Annotated in this window: 10 protein-coding genes and 1 pseudogene; 7 read left to right on the forward strand and 4 right to left on the reverse strand. The window is 59.6% G+C overall.

The features are described 5' to 3' along the window. Window positions 1-1,135 (reverse strand): right-handed parallel beta-helix repeat-containing protein (locus tag JYJ84_RS14465; RefSeq protein WP_205189239.1); only part of this gene is annotated, 1,135 nt, incomplete at its 3' end. A 1,456-nt stretch (window positions 1,136-2,591) separates the two neighbouring features. Here JYJ84_RS14465 and JYJ84_RS14470 point away from each other — a divergent pair. Continuing rightward, the gene (locus tag JYJ84_RS14470) at window positions 2,592-2,840 is read left to right on the forward strand and encodes a hypothetical protein (protein ID WP_175219813.1); all 249 of its coding nucleotides are present in this window, start codon (window positions 2,592-2,594) and stop codon (window positions 2,838-2,840) included. A gap of 201 nt (window positions 2,841-3,041) precedes the next feature. Then, window positions 3,042-4,073: an HAF repeat-containing protein gene (locus tag JYJ84_RS14475; RefSeq protein ID WP_236027444.1), complete on the forward strand. Its 1,032-nt coding sequence runs from the start codon at window positions 3,042-3,044 to the stop codon at window positions 4,071-4,073. A 143-nt stretch (window positions 4,074-4,216) separates the two neighbouring features. Here JYJ84_RS14475 and JYJ84_RS14480 read toward each other — a convergent pair. Beyond that, window positions 4,217-5,005, reverse strand: a pseudogene (locus JYJ84_RS14480) (transposase). Here JYJ84_RS14480 and JYJ84_RS14485 point away from each other — a divergent pair. The 4 genes from JYJ84_RS14485 (at window position 5,004) to JYJ84_RS14500 (ending at window position 10,273) form a co-directional block, all read left to right on the forward strand. Then, on the forward strand, window positions 5,004-5,807 hold the full coding sequence (locus JYJ84_RS14485; protein ID WP_175219811.1) for a hypothetical protein: 804 nt from the start codon (window positions 5,004-5,006) through the stop codon (window positions 5,805-5,807). The pseudogene JYJ84_RS14480 and the gene JYJ84_RS14485 sit on opposite strands and share 2 nt — an antisense overlap. A 291-nt stretch (window positions 5,808-6,098) precedes the next feature. Continuing rightward, window positions 6,099-8,306 (forward strand): hypothetical protein, encoded by a 2,208-nt coding sequence (locus JYJ84_RS14490; RefSeq protein WP_205189241.1) that lies wholly within the window; start codon window positions 6,099-6,101, stop codon window positions 8,304-8,306. Beyond that, window positions 8,270-9,535, forward strand: a complete 1,266-nt coding sequence (locus tag JYJ84_RS14495; RefSeq protein WP_205189243.1) for a hypothetical protein — start codon at window positions 8,270-8,272, stop codon at window positions 9,533-9,535. Before JYJ84_RS14490 ends, JYJ84_RS14495 begins: the two co-directional genes overlap by 37 nt. After that, complete coding sequence (locus JYJ84_RS14500) at window positions 9,536-10,273, forward strand: hypothetical protein (protein ID WP_175219807.1); 738 nt, start codon at window positions 9,536-9,538, stop codon at window positions 10,271-10,273. 319 nt (window positions 10,274-10,592) lie between these two features. Here the strand turns inward: JYJ84_RS14500 and JYJ84_RS14505 are convergent, their stop codons facing one another. Both JYJ84_RS14505 and JYJ84_RS14510 read right to left on the reverse strand, forming a co-directional pair. Further along, complete coding sequence (locus JYJ84_RS14505; protein WP_175219806.1) at window positions 10,593-11,513, reverse strand: bestrophin family protein; 921 nt, start codon at window positions 11,511-11,513, stop codon at window positions 10,593-10,595. 12 nt (window positions 11,514-11,525) lie between these two features. Then, entirely contained in the window at window positions 11,526-13,850 is a 2,325-nt protein-coding gene (locus JYJ84_RS14510; RefSeq protein ID WP_175219803.1) for an FdhF/YdeP family oxidoreductase, read from the reverse strand. Between the two features lie 155 nt (window positions 13,851-14,005). Between JYJ84_RS14510 and JYJ84_RS14515 the strand changes: the two genes are divergently transcribed. After that, the coding region (locus JYJ84_RS14515; protein WP_205189244.1) for a GntR family transcriptional regulator at window positions 14,006-14,179 on the forward strand (174 nt) is incomplete at its 3' end.

Genomic DNA, 14,179 nt, shown 5'->3' on the forward strand with positions numbered 1-14,179 from the left:
CGCTCGCCACGCAGCCCGTTGGCGTCAACGCCCGACCATCGAGCGTATTGGCCGTGCAGACGATCTGGCTCGGTGCGCAGCTGGGGGCCTGTATCAGGTCGAGCGCCGTGCCGCCGATCGACGTGAGCGTGTTGCGTTCGATGCGGAACTGGCACACGTTGCCGAGCGCGCGGACGCCGGAGTACCGGACGCTGGACAACCGGTTGTCCAGCACGGCGACACGGGTGACCTTACCGGAGTAGGTGTTCAGGTCGATGCCGGCCATGCCGGTTTCCGGCCGGGTGTTGCCGGGATTGGGCAAGGAGATGTCGGAGATCGTGTTGTTCGACACCACGACGTTGGTCGCGCCGTAGGTGTTGTACCCGTCCTCCTGGCCGACCAGGATGCCGGCTGCCTTCTCCACGCCGCGCACCGTGTTGCCGGTGATGGTCACGTCCGCGCCGCCGACCACCGTGATGCCGCGCCCCCAGTAGTTGCCGGACACGTTGTTGTTCCGGATCAGCACGTTGCTGCTGATCGCGCCGTCGGGGATGTAGCTGACGACCGCGATCAGGTCGTCGCCGGTGCCGGTCACGGTGTTGTCCTGCACCAGCACGTTGCGCGAGCCGTAGGTGGTGTGGATGCCGTCCGCGAGCGTGTCGCGCACGTCGTTGCCGACCAGCGCGACGTCCGTGCCGCCGAACACGAACAGCCCGGCGCTGCTGCCGCCGCGCACCGAGACGTCGAGCACCTGCACGCCGATGCCGGTGACCTCGACCTTGGTGGACTCGGGCGTCGTCAGCCGGGTCGTGCCGGTGCCGACCAGCGTCACGCCGACGAGCGTCGAGTTCTTGCCGCTCATCACGATGGTCTGGTCTTCGCTGCGGGTGGCGCTGAGGGTCGCGCCATAGCCGGAAATCACGACCTGCGGATTCTTCACGGTCAGCGAGCGGCTCACCACGTACTGGCCGGGCGCGAGCACGAGCCGCTGGCCGGGCTGCAGCGCGTCGAACGCCTGCTGCAGCGCATCGGACTGATCGCTGCCATTGGCGGGCGGATAGACCGTGACGTCGGGGGGCGCGGCTTGCGCGATCTGGAATGACGCAGCGCACAGCGCGGCGATCGATACGGCGGCGATTCGGAATGATCGATTCATATCGGAGCTCTTATTGGGTGTGAAGTTGGGTGAAGCGTAATGACGTTATGGGTCGTGAACCTGATGCGTCAGTGCGTCAGGCAACATTAATGGAATCAAGGTGAAGATAATGATGGCGCGCAGAAAAATAACGATGTAGTGAGATCGCAGTGTGGTACTCGAAAATGCGCGTGCGGATTAATGGATCGCGAAGCAATGAGGATTGCGCCGCAAGCGGTTTTATCTCCCTCCGACACAACCGGGCGACCGTCGAACGTCATGCCCAGGTTCTTGACGTTGACGATGGGGTAGCGTCAGCATTTAATGCTCAATGCATCGCCAATTCGTGTCTCACAGCAGCATATTGGTCGATAATCGCCGTCATTGCGGCATGACCCTGTCGGTGCCAGCGCAGCAGCCGGCGATCGTCATCGCACTGTCGTAAAAGCTCCTCCAGCTCTTGCACGAATGCTGCATTTGGCTCGCGCTCCGCGCATCGGGCGGACATCGTTGGTGTCGGTGGAAAGGTCGTACCACCTATATCGGTAAACGGTTGCACGTGTCATAGCGGTTTCCGATTTCTCGGCACTTCCGGCTAATGAATAATCCTCCAAAGCCATTGGCGGCGGTGAGGACGTCCAATGATGGCATTGGTCTCAATTGCCTTTTACGCAAGGTTTGCCCGGCCGGAATTGCTTGCGAAGGAGGTAGGTCGAGACCGCTCGCGCCAGATCTTCATCTGATAATTTGCTGTCGCTCATGTCACTGTTTTCGTTCTGTCTTCAGACTGCCGGCGGAGTCGGCGGCGTTTTGTCACGCGCAGTGCGTGGAAAACTCCCAGCTAGCGTCTTCGAGCTTCAGACTGCTTGCATAAAACCACTCGAAGTCATCTCCGCGATCCCGGGAGCGACGCTGGTCGTGCATGCTTGAAGCGCTATCCAAGCCCGAGGTTCCAATCGGTACGGAAGTTTGGATCGGCTAGATATAGCCCGAGTTTTTCAGCAGCCCAAAGGGGCAGCTCGATATTCGTCATTCGGCAGTTGTCGCTGATGGCGAGGACAGCTACCGGCCATCTACGGCCGTTCGTCCACGCGGCCACGAGGACATTGGAACGTCGGCTTGGCCAACCATAGCGGTCGTTCGTTAGGCAATGCAATTCGACGGCTCGTTTGCCTTAACCGTGCCGGCGACGTTACAGCCGGCACTGGTTCAATTTGTCGGGCCACTTGTTCACCATTGCCTTCACGCCATCCTGACACCGGCGCAGGTTGTGGCGACTGGCTAGTGCGCCGCAATCAGTCATTCTTTGCAGACTTCCAAATCATTGGTCAGATTTTTATCTATTGCGGGGGAACGCGCTGGCACATGTCCGAATGGTAAGCGCCTCGCCAAGGCCGTTTCCCGTTCCGCACGCTCGGCATGCATGATCCCGGGCTAACCTGGGCATCGCATGAGATCGCGTCCACGATCGCCAATCATGGAGACGATCGCGATTTGTCCGCCGGCGTCCGAGCTTGGCCGCGTCCCAGCATTGAAACACATCGTGTTTTCGCCGGAAGCCAATATCGACGAGCGCAAAGAGGCTCTTCGTCTACGCTCCACGGTTTGGCGAGGTCCGCGCCGTGTCGTGCATGAAACATATTTCGATTTTCTCAACCAAGCCATAACCAATCGCCGGTTTTTTTTCAATGAAATCAATGCCCAAACACGTCGGGCACGCCTATAGCTTGGATACGCAGGCGCCGTGGAGGGGCGAGGGTTAGTGCGTTTTTAGACAAAGCCCGCATACCTCCAGTCAATTGGGCTTGATCGGTGCGCGCGTCATGAGCACGACGTATCCGAACAGTCTGTCGGTAGCCTTCGCGGCAGCTTTGGCCCTGGCTGCGACAGATTGCGAGGTGGGCCATGTCCCAGGAAGGGGATCAAGATGGAATCCGCACGCAAAGTAAATAGCGGTGGGCGCTACTACGTTCACCGCGTCCTGATGGCTTTCGCCCTTTTGGCTGTCGCGGCCTTCCAGCCTGCCTCCGCCCAAAGTGTCGCCATACAGGACCTGGGCACGCTCGGTGGCAACTCCAGCCAAGCTGCCGGGATCAACAATCGCGGCCAAGTGGTGGGCCAAGCGGACACCGCGAGCGGGGACACGCATGCCTTCTCGTTTGAAGGTGGGGTGATGACCGACCTCGGCACGCTCTCCGGTAGCGGATCCAGCCAAGCTTACGCGATTAACGAGCGAGGCCAGGTGGTCGGAAGTTCGACTATCAGGAGCGTCGGGCCTACGGACGCTTTTCTGTTTGAAAAAGGGGTGATGACCGGCCTGAACATCGCTATTGACAGCCGCGTCGACGCTACCGGCATCAACAATCGCGGCCAGGTGGTCGGCAACGCTGGCCCCAGACACGGTCGTCCACATTCAGCGGCTTTTCTGTATGAAAACGGGGGGGGGACCTGGCTCCCCGGTGCCGCTTTTAGCGTAGCGACCGGGATCAACAACCGCGGTCAAATCGTGGGTTGGGCGGTTTTCACAACCGGGCCCGCACATGCTTTCCTGTTTGAAAGCGGGGTGATGTCAGACCTCGGCACGCTCCCCGGTGGCGCTTATAGCGAAGCTTTCGGGATCAACAACCTCGGCGAGGTGGTCGGCGAGGCGAGCACCGCGAACGGGCCCCTGCACGCCTTTCTGCTTCGCAACGGGGTAATGTCCGATCTCGGTACGCTCCCCGGTGGCACTTATAGTGCAGCTTTCGGAATCAACAACCGCGGTGCGGTGGTCGGCGAGGCGAGCACCGCAAGCGGAGCCGTGCATGCTTTTCTGTTTCAAGGCGGGGTGATGTCCGATCTCGGTACGCTCCCGGGTGGTACCTTCAGCCGAGCTTTGGGGATTAACGATCATGGACAAGTGGTTGGCGTCGCGAATACTGCGAGCGGAGCCATGCACGCTGTTCTCTGGACGCCATAGACGGAAACAGGCTTTACCGGGATGTGCGTGAACACCATCGTGTTGAGCAAGCTCGGTAAGCACCTCACGACGGCCGTCCACAACACGACGCCCGCGTGAGGCATGATCGGGCATCGGACTACCTGGTTGTCACTGCGTGGCAATCAGTCAGTTGACGCCGGCGGGTCAACCTGCCGACGCAGCTTTCTGGCCACGTTCCAGGGCAACCGTTCGTCGATGCGGTTAATCGGATGGCCAGCGATATGGGTCGGGACGTATTCGAGGTAGGTGCGTAGGTTGATCCCGTTGAGCTTGCCCGTCCCGATCAGACCGTACATCGCGGCAGCTCGTTCGCCCCCGCTATCGGAGCCGGCGAACAAGAAGTTCTTGCGACCCAAACTCACGCAGCGCAGTGCGTTTTCGGCCAGGGCGTTGCTGATCTCGGCATTGCCCTATTCGCAGTACAGCACGAGCGCGTCTCACTGGTTGAGCGAGTAACGGATCGCTTTGGCCAGTTCGGATTTCTTCGACAGTGTGGCGAGCTTGTCCGTCATCCACGTCTTGATGGCCGCGAGCAGCAGCACGCTTTTCTCTTGCGGCACACGTCGCCGTTCACCAACTGGTTTGCCACGGATGTCGGCCTCGACGCCGTAGAGTTCGCCGATCCATTCGGGCACCTGTCGGGTCGCCTCGGTAGGCGTGCGGTCGTGGACTTCGTAGACGTACCGTCTGGTGTGGTCCCGGCATGCAGCTTCATGGATCTTGCCGCGCTCGTACAGTTCGTTGAAGCCGCTGTAGCCGCTCAGCGCGTAGGCACGGGACCACTGATATCCGGTTAAACAGCCGTTGAGGCTGCGCGGGCTCCAACGGCGGTAGTGGACCGATTGATCGCGATGTCCTCCACGAAACAATCGACAACTTGGAACTATACTGGGCAACCTGGAGGTTTCCATGACCGATCACGACAGACTGCATCCACTACGTCCGCTCCTGAAAAATTGGGTTTGGGAGCATGGTCGAATCGGGACTCGCTATCTGGACTGCGTTGATGGCGAAATCAGGTTTGACGAGGGCAAGAAGTCGCATTTCGCGGCCGAGAAATATATCTATGTGCCCCTTGGCAAGGGCGCTGAAGACGATGCATCTGCGGAGGGTCCTGCGATCCACGAGGCTGGACTTGCCCGGTTTTTGCGGGCCGCGCAGTTGGGTACGCCGGAGGAAGCCGGTTCTGTAGCGGATGTCCAGCGCGCAGTGCAGGACTGCGTGGAGATTGGCCTGTTCAGCGCATATCAATGGGAGGCTCGAAAGGCGTTTGCCCGATACGCGCAGGAACCAATGTTCGATGACGAGATCCGCGCGGCGGTTATCGACGACATCCGGCGTATTTACGCCGGCATGCGGGAGCAACTGGCGCTGTACGATTTCAGTGTGCTCCACGGCTTGCCCATGCCGCTGCTTATCGGCGACACGCCCTTCATCGACTGGCGCGTGCGTGCCAGTCCGGCACTTCCGTTTGTATCGCTCCCGCTGGGACCTTACTGCCTGCTGGTAGGCGCGCCGTCAGGCAGGAAAAGCCGAATCGCCCCGGTCGTCTGGAAGGCCGCCGCCGCGACGGGCCCGTTGAAGGATCACAACCGCCAAATCGAGGAGCAGGCACGTCTGTGGCTGGTGGCGACCACGGATGACCAACTCGTCGCTGTGCAAAGCCGCATTGCTGCGGCCATCGGCTCCAGGCAAGGGAATGTGAAACCCTGACCGAAGTTGACCTTAAGCAGATCGTCGGCGGTGGCTGAATTATGAGCGGTAGTCCGTTGCCTCGTCGGGCGGTTACTGCCTGCAAATATCGTCGGGTCACCGGGTTTCCCTGTTTTGACGTACGTTGCAATGCGGTAATGTCGCTATGCGGTCATGAAGGGACGTTTGTAACAAGGCTTCGCTACACCATTCGAAAGTCGGCTGAAGCCATGAAGTGGACAGTCCGAAGAAGGTTGGTGAAGAATATAATGTTTAACTCTACCCAGTGGTCTCCCTCGAGGATGGACTAAGATGCAAAGCGGCAATCAACATAACGAGGCTCTTGCCATCGGTACCTTTGCCGAAGCCCTCCGATCGGGCGCGCCAATTGTGGCAATACTTGGGCAGACGGCCGGGTGGTCTAACGGAGTTCGCGACCCGGTTCTGCGCCTTGCGCTCCAAAAGGCCGAACGCGAGGGAAACGGATGGTCAGATCTACTTTCTCGTGAAGCCCTGCCGGCCGATTTTTATCAATGGGTTGCGGAGCGGTTCTCTCGTCGTACGCCCTCCGAATCGCTAGCGACTATCGCAGACATTCCGCTTAGCGCTGTCTTTACTTCCTCCATAGACCCAGGGCTGCCGGGTTTGTTTGGATCGAACGGGCGTGAGCCTGAACCGATCCTACTTGGACAACCAGTTCCCGCGGAAATCCGGAGTATCCGGCGCCCCCCTCTTTTTTACCTTTTTGGGAGGGCGGGAGCAGGGACCCCCGAGTTAGAGCCGCCAATAACTCGTCAAGCGCTCGCGCAACGGCGTCTTTTGCACTCGTCGCAAATGCTCCTGAACGTTAAGGACAGCGCAACAGCATTGGGGCTAATCGTAATTGACGGCTACTCCGCTAAAATGGACTGGCTTGCCGCCGAAGATTTGCTAGCTGCAATATCTGGTGCCCCGAAAAATGGTGTCATTTGGTTTGGCGAGGACGATCTAGAAGGGGACAACGCTGAGACATTACACGACCTTATCGAGGCCCGAATTGTTATCCGTGGTGATCGGTCGCTAGGCGAGACGTACGCGCTTTTGCGCGCCTCCGGGGATATTGCATCTCCAGAACGGTGGGACGAGCCTGAGCTCATAAGCCTGCATAGCGGCCAGAATCTCGTGATTTCCCCGCATTTGCGGCTTATGGTCGAGGCGACAGCGCAAATTGTTGACAATTCTTGGACGGGTTTTTTACCTCCGTTTGAGGGGGTCCTAGAATCATCCGCGTTTCATAGTTTTCACGCTGCGAATATTGGTCCGCGTGCGCTCGTCGAAGGAATTAGAAGGGGCTATGCGTTTAAGCGAGACTTCGAAGATGACTTATATTTGAAGGTCGAGAAGGCGCTTTCCAAGCATCACGACCAGAAAGGCGCCCTCGTTTTGCATGGACAATCGGGCACTGGAAAGACGGTTGCTATGGGGCGTCTCGCGATCCGGGCGCGCGCGGAGGCGAAAGTCGCCGTATTGATGGTTAGTGGGACAAGAATCCCTTTGCCAGGGGACGTCTCTCCGTTTCTCGAGGTGGTAGCGCGGTTTGACGGAGTTACTCTGCTTATTATCGATGCGAACAACCCTTCGCAGCGATACGACGATTTACTGGCCGCCTTGCGGAGCAGCGGGCACAAGGTTGTTGTTGTCGGAACGAGTTATCGGCTCGATGACGAGGACAGTAATCCTCTATTAACCTGTGCCCGGTCCTCGCTGAGCCGGGGTGAGCAGGCCAAGCTTGGCGACTTAATGTCGAAGTTTGCTCGCAGTTCTAACTACGACGTGAAAACCGATCACGCTCTCGCCAAGTTTTATTGGAGTTTGCCTGAGAGCAGAGGGGGAATTGCCGATGGCTTAAGCAAAGAAGCGCGCGCACTAGAGACGGCGCTTCGAATAAAGGGGACGCGTCCAAGGAGAAAGATGGATCTAGGAGCGCTTGCCGTTGCCCTGGTAGCTGCGGGCTACGGGGAGCCAGAGGAAGCTTTTTTCCCTCCAAGCTTTCCTGCGTCTGAAATCGATTTGACGTCACCTGCAGCTAGAGTGATTGACTACGTAATGACGACATCGCGCCTTTATCGGGCGGTGCCGATAAATCTACTTCTACGTACCGTTCTTTTACAAAAAGATGATGAAATATTAATTTCTGTCGACGTTGAAACATTGCGGGACCTATTCGTAGGAGAGGATATGTTCCGCTGGCAGTACGGTGGGAAGGACGAAAGCGAGTTATTGGTAAGTGCTCGCCTGCAGCTTGAGGCAGAGCTTGTTTGCAATCGCCGCCTGGGAACGCCGCACGCAGAGGCGACCAGAATAATCGAACTAATAAGCAAGGCTTATAACGCTAGTCGCGAAGATGGTGAAGAATCTCACTTTGTCACCGAGATCGTATTTGCATTGGGGCCGGATGGTCCGGCGGGTGAGCGTTATAAGGATGCATATCTAGACGTCGCGCGATGCCTTACCGATTTGCGAAAAAAAATGGAGTATTGAATGCGCGTCTGATTTTGCAGGAATCGGCGTTGCGTCGAGCGTATGTTCGTACGCATGATTTGGCGCCAGACAAAAAGGCGATGGCCCTAGTAGAGGCGACTCAAGCTGTCGATTACGCGTTGACAGCCATCGACGTGACCGGTTCCAATCGACTATACGCGGCTAAGCGAACGAAAGAGTATTTGCTCACTGAACGTGCCGCGACATACGGTTATCTCGCATTAGATAGCGCCCAAACGAACAATGATGACAATGTAGTCTGGTCCAGCTACAGAGCTGCGCGCGATGCCATTAGAGTGGCATCGGGACGGGTATCCAGCTATCAGCCGCTGGATATTTCGCTATGGGTGCCAATACGTGTTTTGCGTGAGGCCCCCCGACTTCCTGAAGTGCAGCGCGCTGAGTTGCTCGCGGATATTCGCGCGACCCTTGACGTCGTTGACCCGACGACACTGCCCAAGGATCAGGCAATACTATTTAACAAGCAGCGAGTAGCGGCATCTGAATTACTTCAAGACGTGAAACTGAGTGAAGCAGCTTTTTCCGCTCTTGAGGCTGTAGGGTCTGCCGTTGGCTTTTATCTTAAAGCACGCGCTATGGCTCCCACCCGTCCATTATACGGAGAAACCGGGGATGCAGACGCGGTTAGAAGTGCAGAGCGCACCATCGCGTATTTAATGAGCGTATACGAAAAGGTATCTCACGACCCACGCTGTTTGCAGCTTTTGATTGCGATGGAGTGGCTGAAGGCGACAGGCCGATGGATTTTTAGAGGACTGAGACAGCCGATTCCGTTCGATCTCAATGCTCGGGAGCGAATTCGCACATTTATTGCAGACTTACGATTAAGTGATCCAGAGGCCTTCTCTCCGCAATATCGGTACCTTGAGGCGGTTCTTACTTGGCTCGACGGTGATCCGAAGCAGGCAATGGCTTCGTGGCGTAACCTTGCGCGTGATACTGAGTACGTAGACGCCCGGAGGGTTGTCAACCGGAATACGATTTCCGATGCAACTGGCAAACCAATCGTGTTTAGTGGTGTGATAGTGAAAGCTCTGGGACCCGGGCGCTGGTCTCTCCGCGTGCCGGAGCTCGATCGTGACGTGGATCTACAAGAAACTGATTTCCCGAGGACCGAGATCGCGTTGGGTCGAACCGTTCGTAATTTCTCGATCAGCTTTAACTACCGTGGAACAATCGCGGACGTCTTTCATCATCGGGGGCAGTGAATGGTGGCGTTCAGCGAAGTACGTATTGAATTGAACTTACTCATCTCACCCATCTCGACCGAACTTAACGGCGGCGGTGTTGCCGGTGATATTACTGTCACCGAGCCGATAGAGCCGAGAGATGAGTTGTATTTTGTGAGAATGATAGCGTGGTCGTACGTCGCGCTGTTCGAGCTATTCCCGGTGCCTTTAAAGCGGCTAGTGACTTTGCTTCGTGCATCCGACAATGCCGCATATAAGCGATTTTGCGCAACTCGTGACGCCGTTCATGCGATTCGCACATTACAAAGCCACAACCTCGGGGAGTCATCTAAACATAACGAACGATTAAAGAATTTGGCTTCTGCATGGATAACTCAGTATGGTGGATCACCTTCATCGTGGGATATATGCTGCTCTCACCTCTGCGACCATATGTACGATGCTTTTAAGGCATTGCGCTCTATCTGGCTGAGCTCCGTTAGTGCCGCAGAAGATAAGGAGGCGTTCATAGACGATTTAAAGTCTGCTCTACTCAAAGACTGGCCGGCTTACTCGTTTGATTCCGCAGTTATTGAAGCGGCCGATACGATTGGATTGAATGCTTTTGATGTTGTGGCGTACCGAGATATTCACATCGAGTCGTGGAGAAGACTTGCCAATTTTTTCCAAGACCGCGACGAGGCTCACAAAGCAGTCAAGCGGGCGATATTTGTCCAGATGAAAGGGCAGTTTGGCGATCTTGCGAGCACGCCATAGCAAGCAGAGATTGCACGCCAAACATTGCTCGTACTCGTGCGAAAGATCTACGGCATTCCGAAACCTGAGGAAATGTGAGTGACTGCTATGCTTCAGATGCAGGCGGTGTAGTGTACCGGGGCCAAGCGTCTTCTCCGGGTCGGAACCCGTCGATCCTCGAAAGGGTAAGCGTAGTTCGCGGCATAGGTTTGCGCGCTGATCCCTGTCATATAAGGCGCAGGTACTGCTGCATCATCAGCGTGCGCTACGCGGCCCCTGGCCGTGGGTCAGCCGGTGTGGAAGCCGTCACCGGTGCCACTGTCGGCTTGAGTCGGCCGGCTCAACTGAGCCGATAGGCCTTGCCCGGCGTCACTTCCGCCGGCAGCGGCTCGCGGTTCAGTTCGAGCAGCGTGCGTTCGATCTGGCGCGTCATCGCATCGAGGGCGAGATGGTTCGGTCCGTCGCCGAACGGTTCGGCGATCGCATGCGCGATCGCGTCGAGCGCGATCAGCGTATAGGCGACGAACACGGTGACGAACGGCGTTGCCGCACCGATCGAATCGACGAGACCGAACGGCAGCAGCACGCAGTACGCATAGATGGTCCGGTGCAGCAGCACGTCGTATGAAAACGGGATCGGTGTCGACGCGATCCGTTCGCAGCCGCTCACCATCGCGACCAGATCGTCGAGGCGCGCGTCGAGCATCCAAAGCCGCGTGTCGGCGAGGCGGCCTGCATCGGCACGCGCAGCGAACGCTTCGCGCAGCGCATGTACGATCACGACCGGGCGAAACCGCGAACCGGCGATGCGCGCATAGGTGGCATCGTCGAGCAGCCCGCGCAGGTCCGCAGCCGGATCGGTGCCGCGCAGTTGATGCTTGAGCGCATAGACGTACGCGACGACCTTCCGCACGAATGCGCGTCGCGACGCATCGTCACGGTCGATCGCGCCGTAGCAGAGCACCTGCGACACCAGCGTGCGCGTGGCGGTCAGTACGCCGCCCCACAGCTGCCGGCCTTCGCGGTAGCGCTCGTAGCTCGCGTTGTTGCGAAACCCCGCGAAGATCGCGAGCGTGAGGCCGATCAGCGTGAACGGCGTCGGGTTCAGCGGCACTTTCTCGCCGAGCACGCGGCCGCCGCCCCAGACCGCGACCAGGCTGATCGCGAGCGTCAGCACGAGCTGCGGCAGGATGGTCGGCAGCACCGAGCCGTTCCAGACGAGCAGCATCCGCAGCCAGTGCTCGCGCGGACGAACGATCATCGCCGCGCTCCGTCAGGCGGCGATCGACGCCGGCGCGGCCGCGCGATGCAGCAGCACCGGAATCGACTTCGACGTCGGCGTGTTGCATACGTCGCCGACGCTGTCGAGCGGCACGAGCGGGTTGGTTTCCGGGTAGTACGCGCCGATGCAGCCGCGCGGGATGTCGTATTCGACGAGCAGGAAGCCGTCCGCGCGCCGCTCGATGCCGTCGTGCCACACGGTTTCCATGTCGACCCAGTCGCCGGCCTTCAGGCCGAGCATCGCGAGATCGTCGCGGTTCGCGAACACCACGCGGCGCTGGCCGAACACGCCGCGATAGCGGTCGTCGAGCCCGTAGACGGTCGTGTTGTACTGATCGTGCGAGCGCGTCGTCATCAGCGTCATCAGGCGTTCGCCGTGCTGCGCGCGGGCACGCTGGATCGGCGTGTCGGCCGGCAGCGCGTGCGCGATGAAGTTCGCCTTGCCCGTCGGCGTCAGCCATTCGCGGTCGCGCGACGCGACGCGCAGGTGGAAGCCGCCCGGCCGCGCGATGCGCGTGTTGTAGTCGTAGAAGCCGTCGAGCGTCGCCTCGATCGCGTCGCGGATCTTCGCGTAGTCGTCCTTGTAGGCCAGCCAGTCGATCTTGCCGCTGCCGAACAGCGCGTGCCCCATGTGCGCGACGATCGCGGGCTCCGACATCAGGTTCGGCGACGCCGGCTTGTTCATTCCGTACGACACGTGGACCATGCTCATCGAATCCTCGACCGTCACGCCTTGTGCGACGTTGTCCTGCAGGTCGATCTCGGTGCGGCCGAGCGTCGGCAGGATCAGCGCATCGAGGCCGTGGATCAGGTGGCTGCGGTTCAGCTTCGTCGTGATGTGGACGGAGAGGTCGCAGCGGCGCATGCCTTCCCACGTGCGCGGCGTGTCGGGCGTCGCCATCGCGAAGTTGCCGCCGAGGCCGATCAGCACCTTCACGTGGCCTTCGAGCATCCCTTCGATCGTCTCGACGACGTCGTAGCCGTGGTGGCGCGGCGGTTCGAAATCGAACACCTGGCCGAGCCGGTCGAGGAACGCCTGCGACGGCTTTTCCTCGATGCCGACCGTGCGGTTGCCTTGCACGTTCGAGTGGCCGCGCACCGGGCACAGGCCCGCGCCGGGGCGGCCGATGTTGCCGCGCATCAGCATCAGGTTCGTCAGCATCTGCACGGTCGCGACCGAATGCTTGTGCTGCGTGATGCCCATGCCCCACGTCGCGATCACGCGCTCGCTGCGTGCATAGAGCTGCGCGAGGCTGTCGATCTGTTCGTACGGTACGCCGCTTTCGGCCGTCAGCGCGGACCAGCTTTCGTTGCGCAGGTCGTCGGCGAACGTGTCGAAGCCGGCCGTGTGTTCATCGATGAACGCGGTGTCGAGCACACGCGGCGCACCGGCGGCGCGCGCGGCGTCGTCGAGTTCGAGCACGCGCTTCGCCATCCCCTTGATCAGCGCGAAATCGCCGCCGATCGTCGGCTGGATGAACGTCGACGCGATCTTCGTGCCGGACATCGTCAGCATTTCGATGGGGCTTTGCGGATCGGCGAAGCGTTCGAGGCCGCGTTCCTTCAGCGGGTTGATCGACACGATCGTCGCGCCGCGCTTCGCGCACTCGCGCAACTCGCCCATCATCCGCGGGTGGTTGGTGGCCGGGTTCTGGCCGAAGATCAGCAGCGTGTCAGCGTGTTCGAAATCGTCGAGCGTGACGGTGCCCTTGCCGACGCCTACCGACGCCGGCAGCCCGCGGCTCGTCGCCTCGTGGCACATGTTCGAGCAGTCGGGGAAGTTGTTCGTGCCGTACAGCCGCACGAGCAGCTGATACAGGAACGCCGCTTCGTTGCTGGCGCGGCCGGACGTGTAGAACGCGGCCTGGTTCGGGTCGGGCAGGGCGCGCAGATGGCGCGCGATCAGTTCGAACGCGTCGTCCCACGCGATCGGCACGTAACGATCGGTCTGCGCGTCGTACACCATCGGGTCGGTGAGCCGGCCGTGTTGTTCGAGTTCGAAGTCGGACTGTTCGAGCAGCTCGGTGACCGTGTGTGCGGCGAAGAATTCGGGCGTCACGCGCTTGCTCGTCGCTTCGGCGGCCACCGCCTTCACGCCGTTTTCGCAGAATTCGAACGTCGATGCGTGCTGGCGGTCGGGCCATGCGCAGCCCGGGCAGTCGAAGCCGTCCGGCTGGTTCTGGCGCAGCAGCGTGCGGTAGTTGCCGCCGGCGACCTTTTCCTTGATCAGGTTGATCGTGACGGCTTTCAGCGCGCCCCAGCCGGCGGCCGGGTGGGTGTACGGTTCGATGCGCGCGGTGGCAGATTTCTTTTTCATGATGCAGCAGGTGTCGGGGTCGATGGCTGCAGAGTACGCGCGGCCCCCGTCCGGCTGTGTGTACACCTGTTCACTTCAAAAAAGAGTACAGTTGCGCCAACTCGCACAGTGCGGATCGCAACTGTGTTGTTGAATGGTTTTTGAAAGGGAGGCGGGTGAAGCGCTACGAACAACTGGCCGACGAACTCCACGCGCAAATCGAGCGTGGCGTGTACCGGCCCGGTGAGCGGATTCCGTCGGTGCGGCAGGCGAGCCGGCAGCAGCAGCTCAGCGTCACGACCGTGCTGCGCGCGTATCTCGTGCTGGAAAGCCGCGGGCTGATCGAGAGC

It is taken from the genome of Burkholderia sp. LMG 13014, assembly GCF_905232215.1.
In the GTDB taxonomy this organism is placed as follows: Bacteria; Pseudomonadota; Gammaproteobacteria; order Burkholderiales; family Burkholderiaceae; genus Burkholderia.

Coding starts and splice junctions, on each gene's coding strand:
- JYJ84_RS14470 (WP_175219813.1), top strand. CDS start 2,592: ATGGAGACGATCGCGATTTGTCCGCCGGCGTCCGAGCTTGGCCGCGTC.
- JYJ84_RS14475 (WP_236027444.1), top strand. CDS start 3,042: ATGGAATCCGCACGCAAAGTAAATAGCGGTGGGCGCTACTACGTTCAC.
- JYJ84_RS14485 (WP_175219811.1), top strand. CDS start 5,004: ATGACCGATCACGACAGACTGCATCCACTACGTCCGCTCCTGAAAAAT.
- JYJ84_RS14490 (WP_205189241.1), top strand. CDS start 6,099: ATGCAAAGCGGCAATCAACATAACGAGGCTCTTGCCATCGGTACCTTT.
- JYJ84_RS14495 (WP_205189243.1), top strand. CDS start 8,270: ATGCCTTACCGATTTGCGAAAAAAAATGGAGTATTGAATGCGCGTCTG.
- JYJ84_RS14500 (WP_175219807.1), top strand. CDS start 9,536: ATGGTGGCGTTCAGCGAAGTACGTATTGAATTGAACTTACTCATCTCA.
- JYJ84_RS14505 (WP_175219806.1), bottom strand. CDS start 11,513: ATGATCGTTCGTCCGCGCGAGCACTGGCTGCGGATGCTGCTCGTCTGG.
- JYJ84_RS14510 (WP_175219803.1), bottom strand. CDS start 13,850: ATGAAAAAGAAATCTGCCACCGCGCGCATCGAACCGTACACCCACCCG.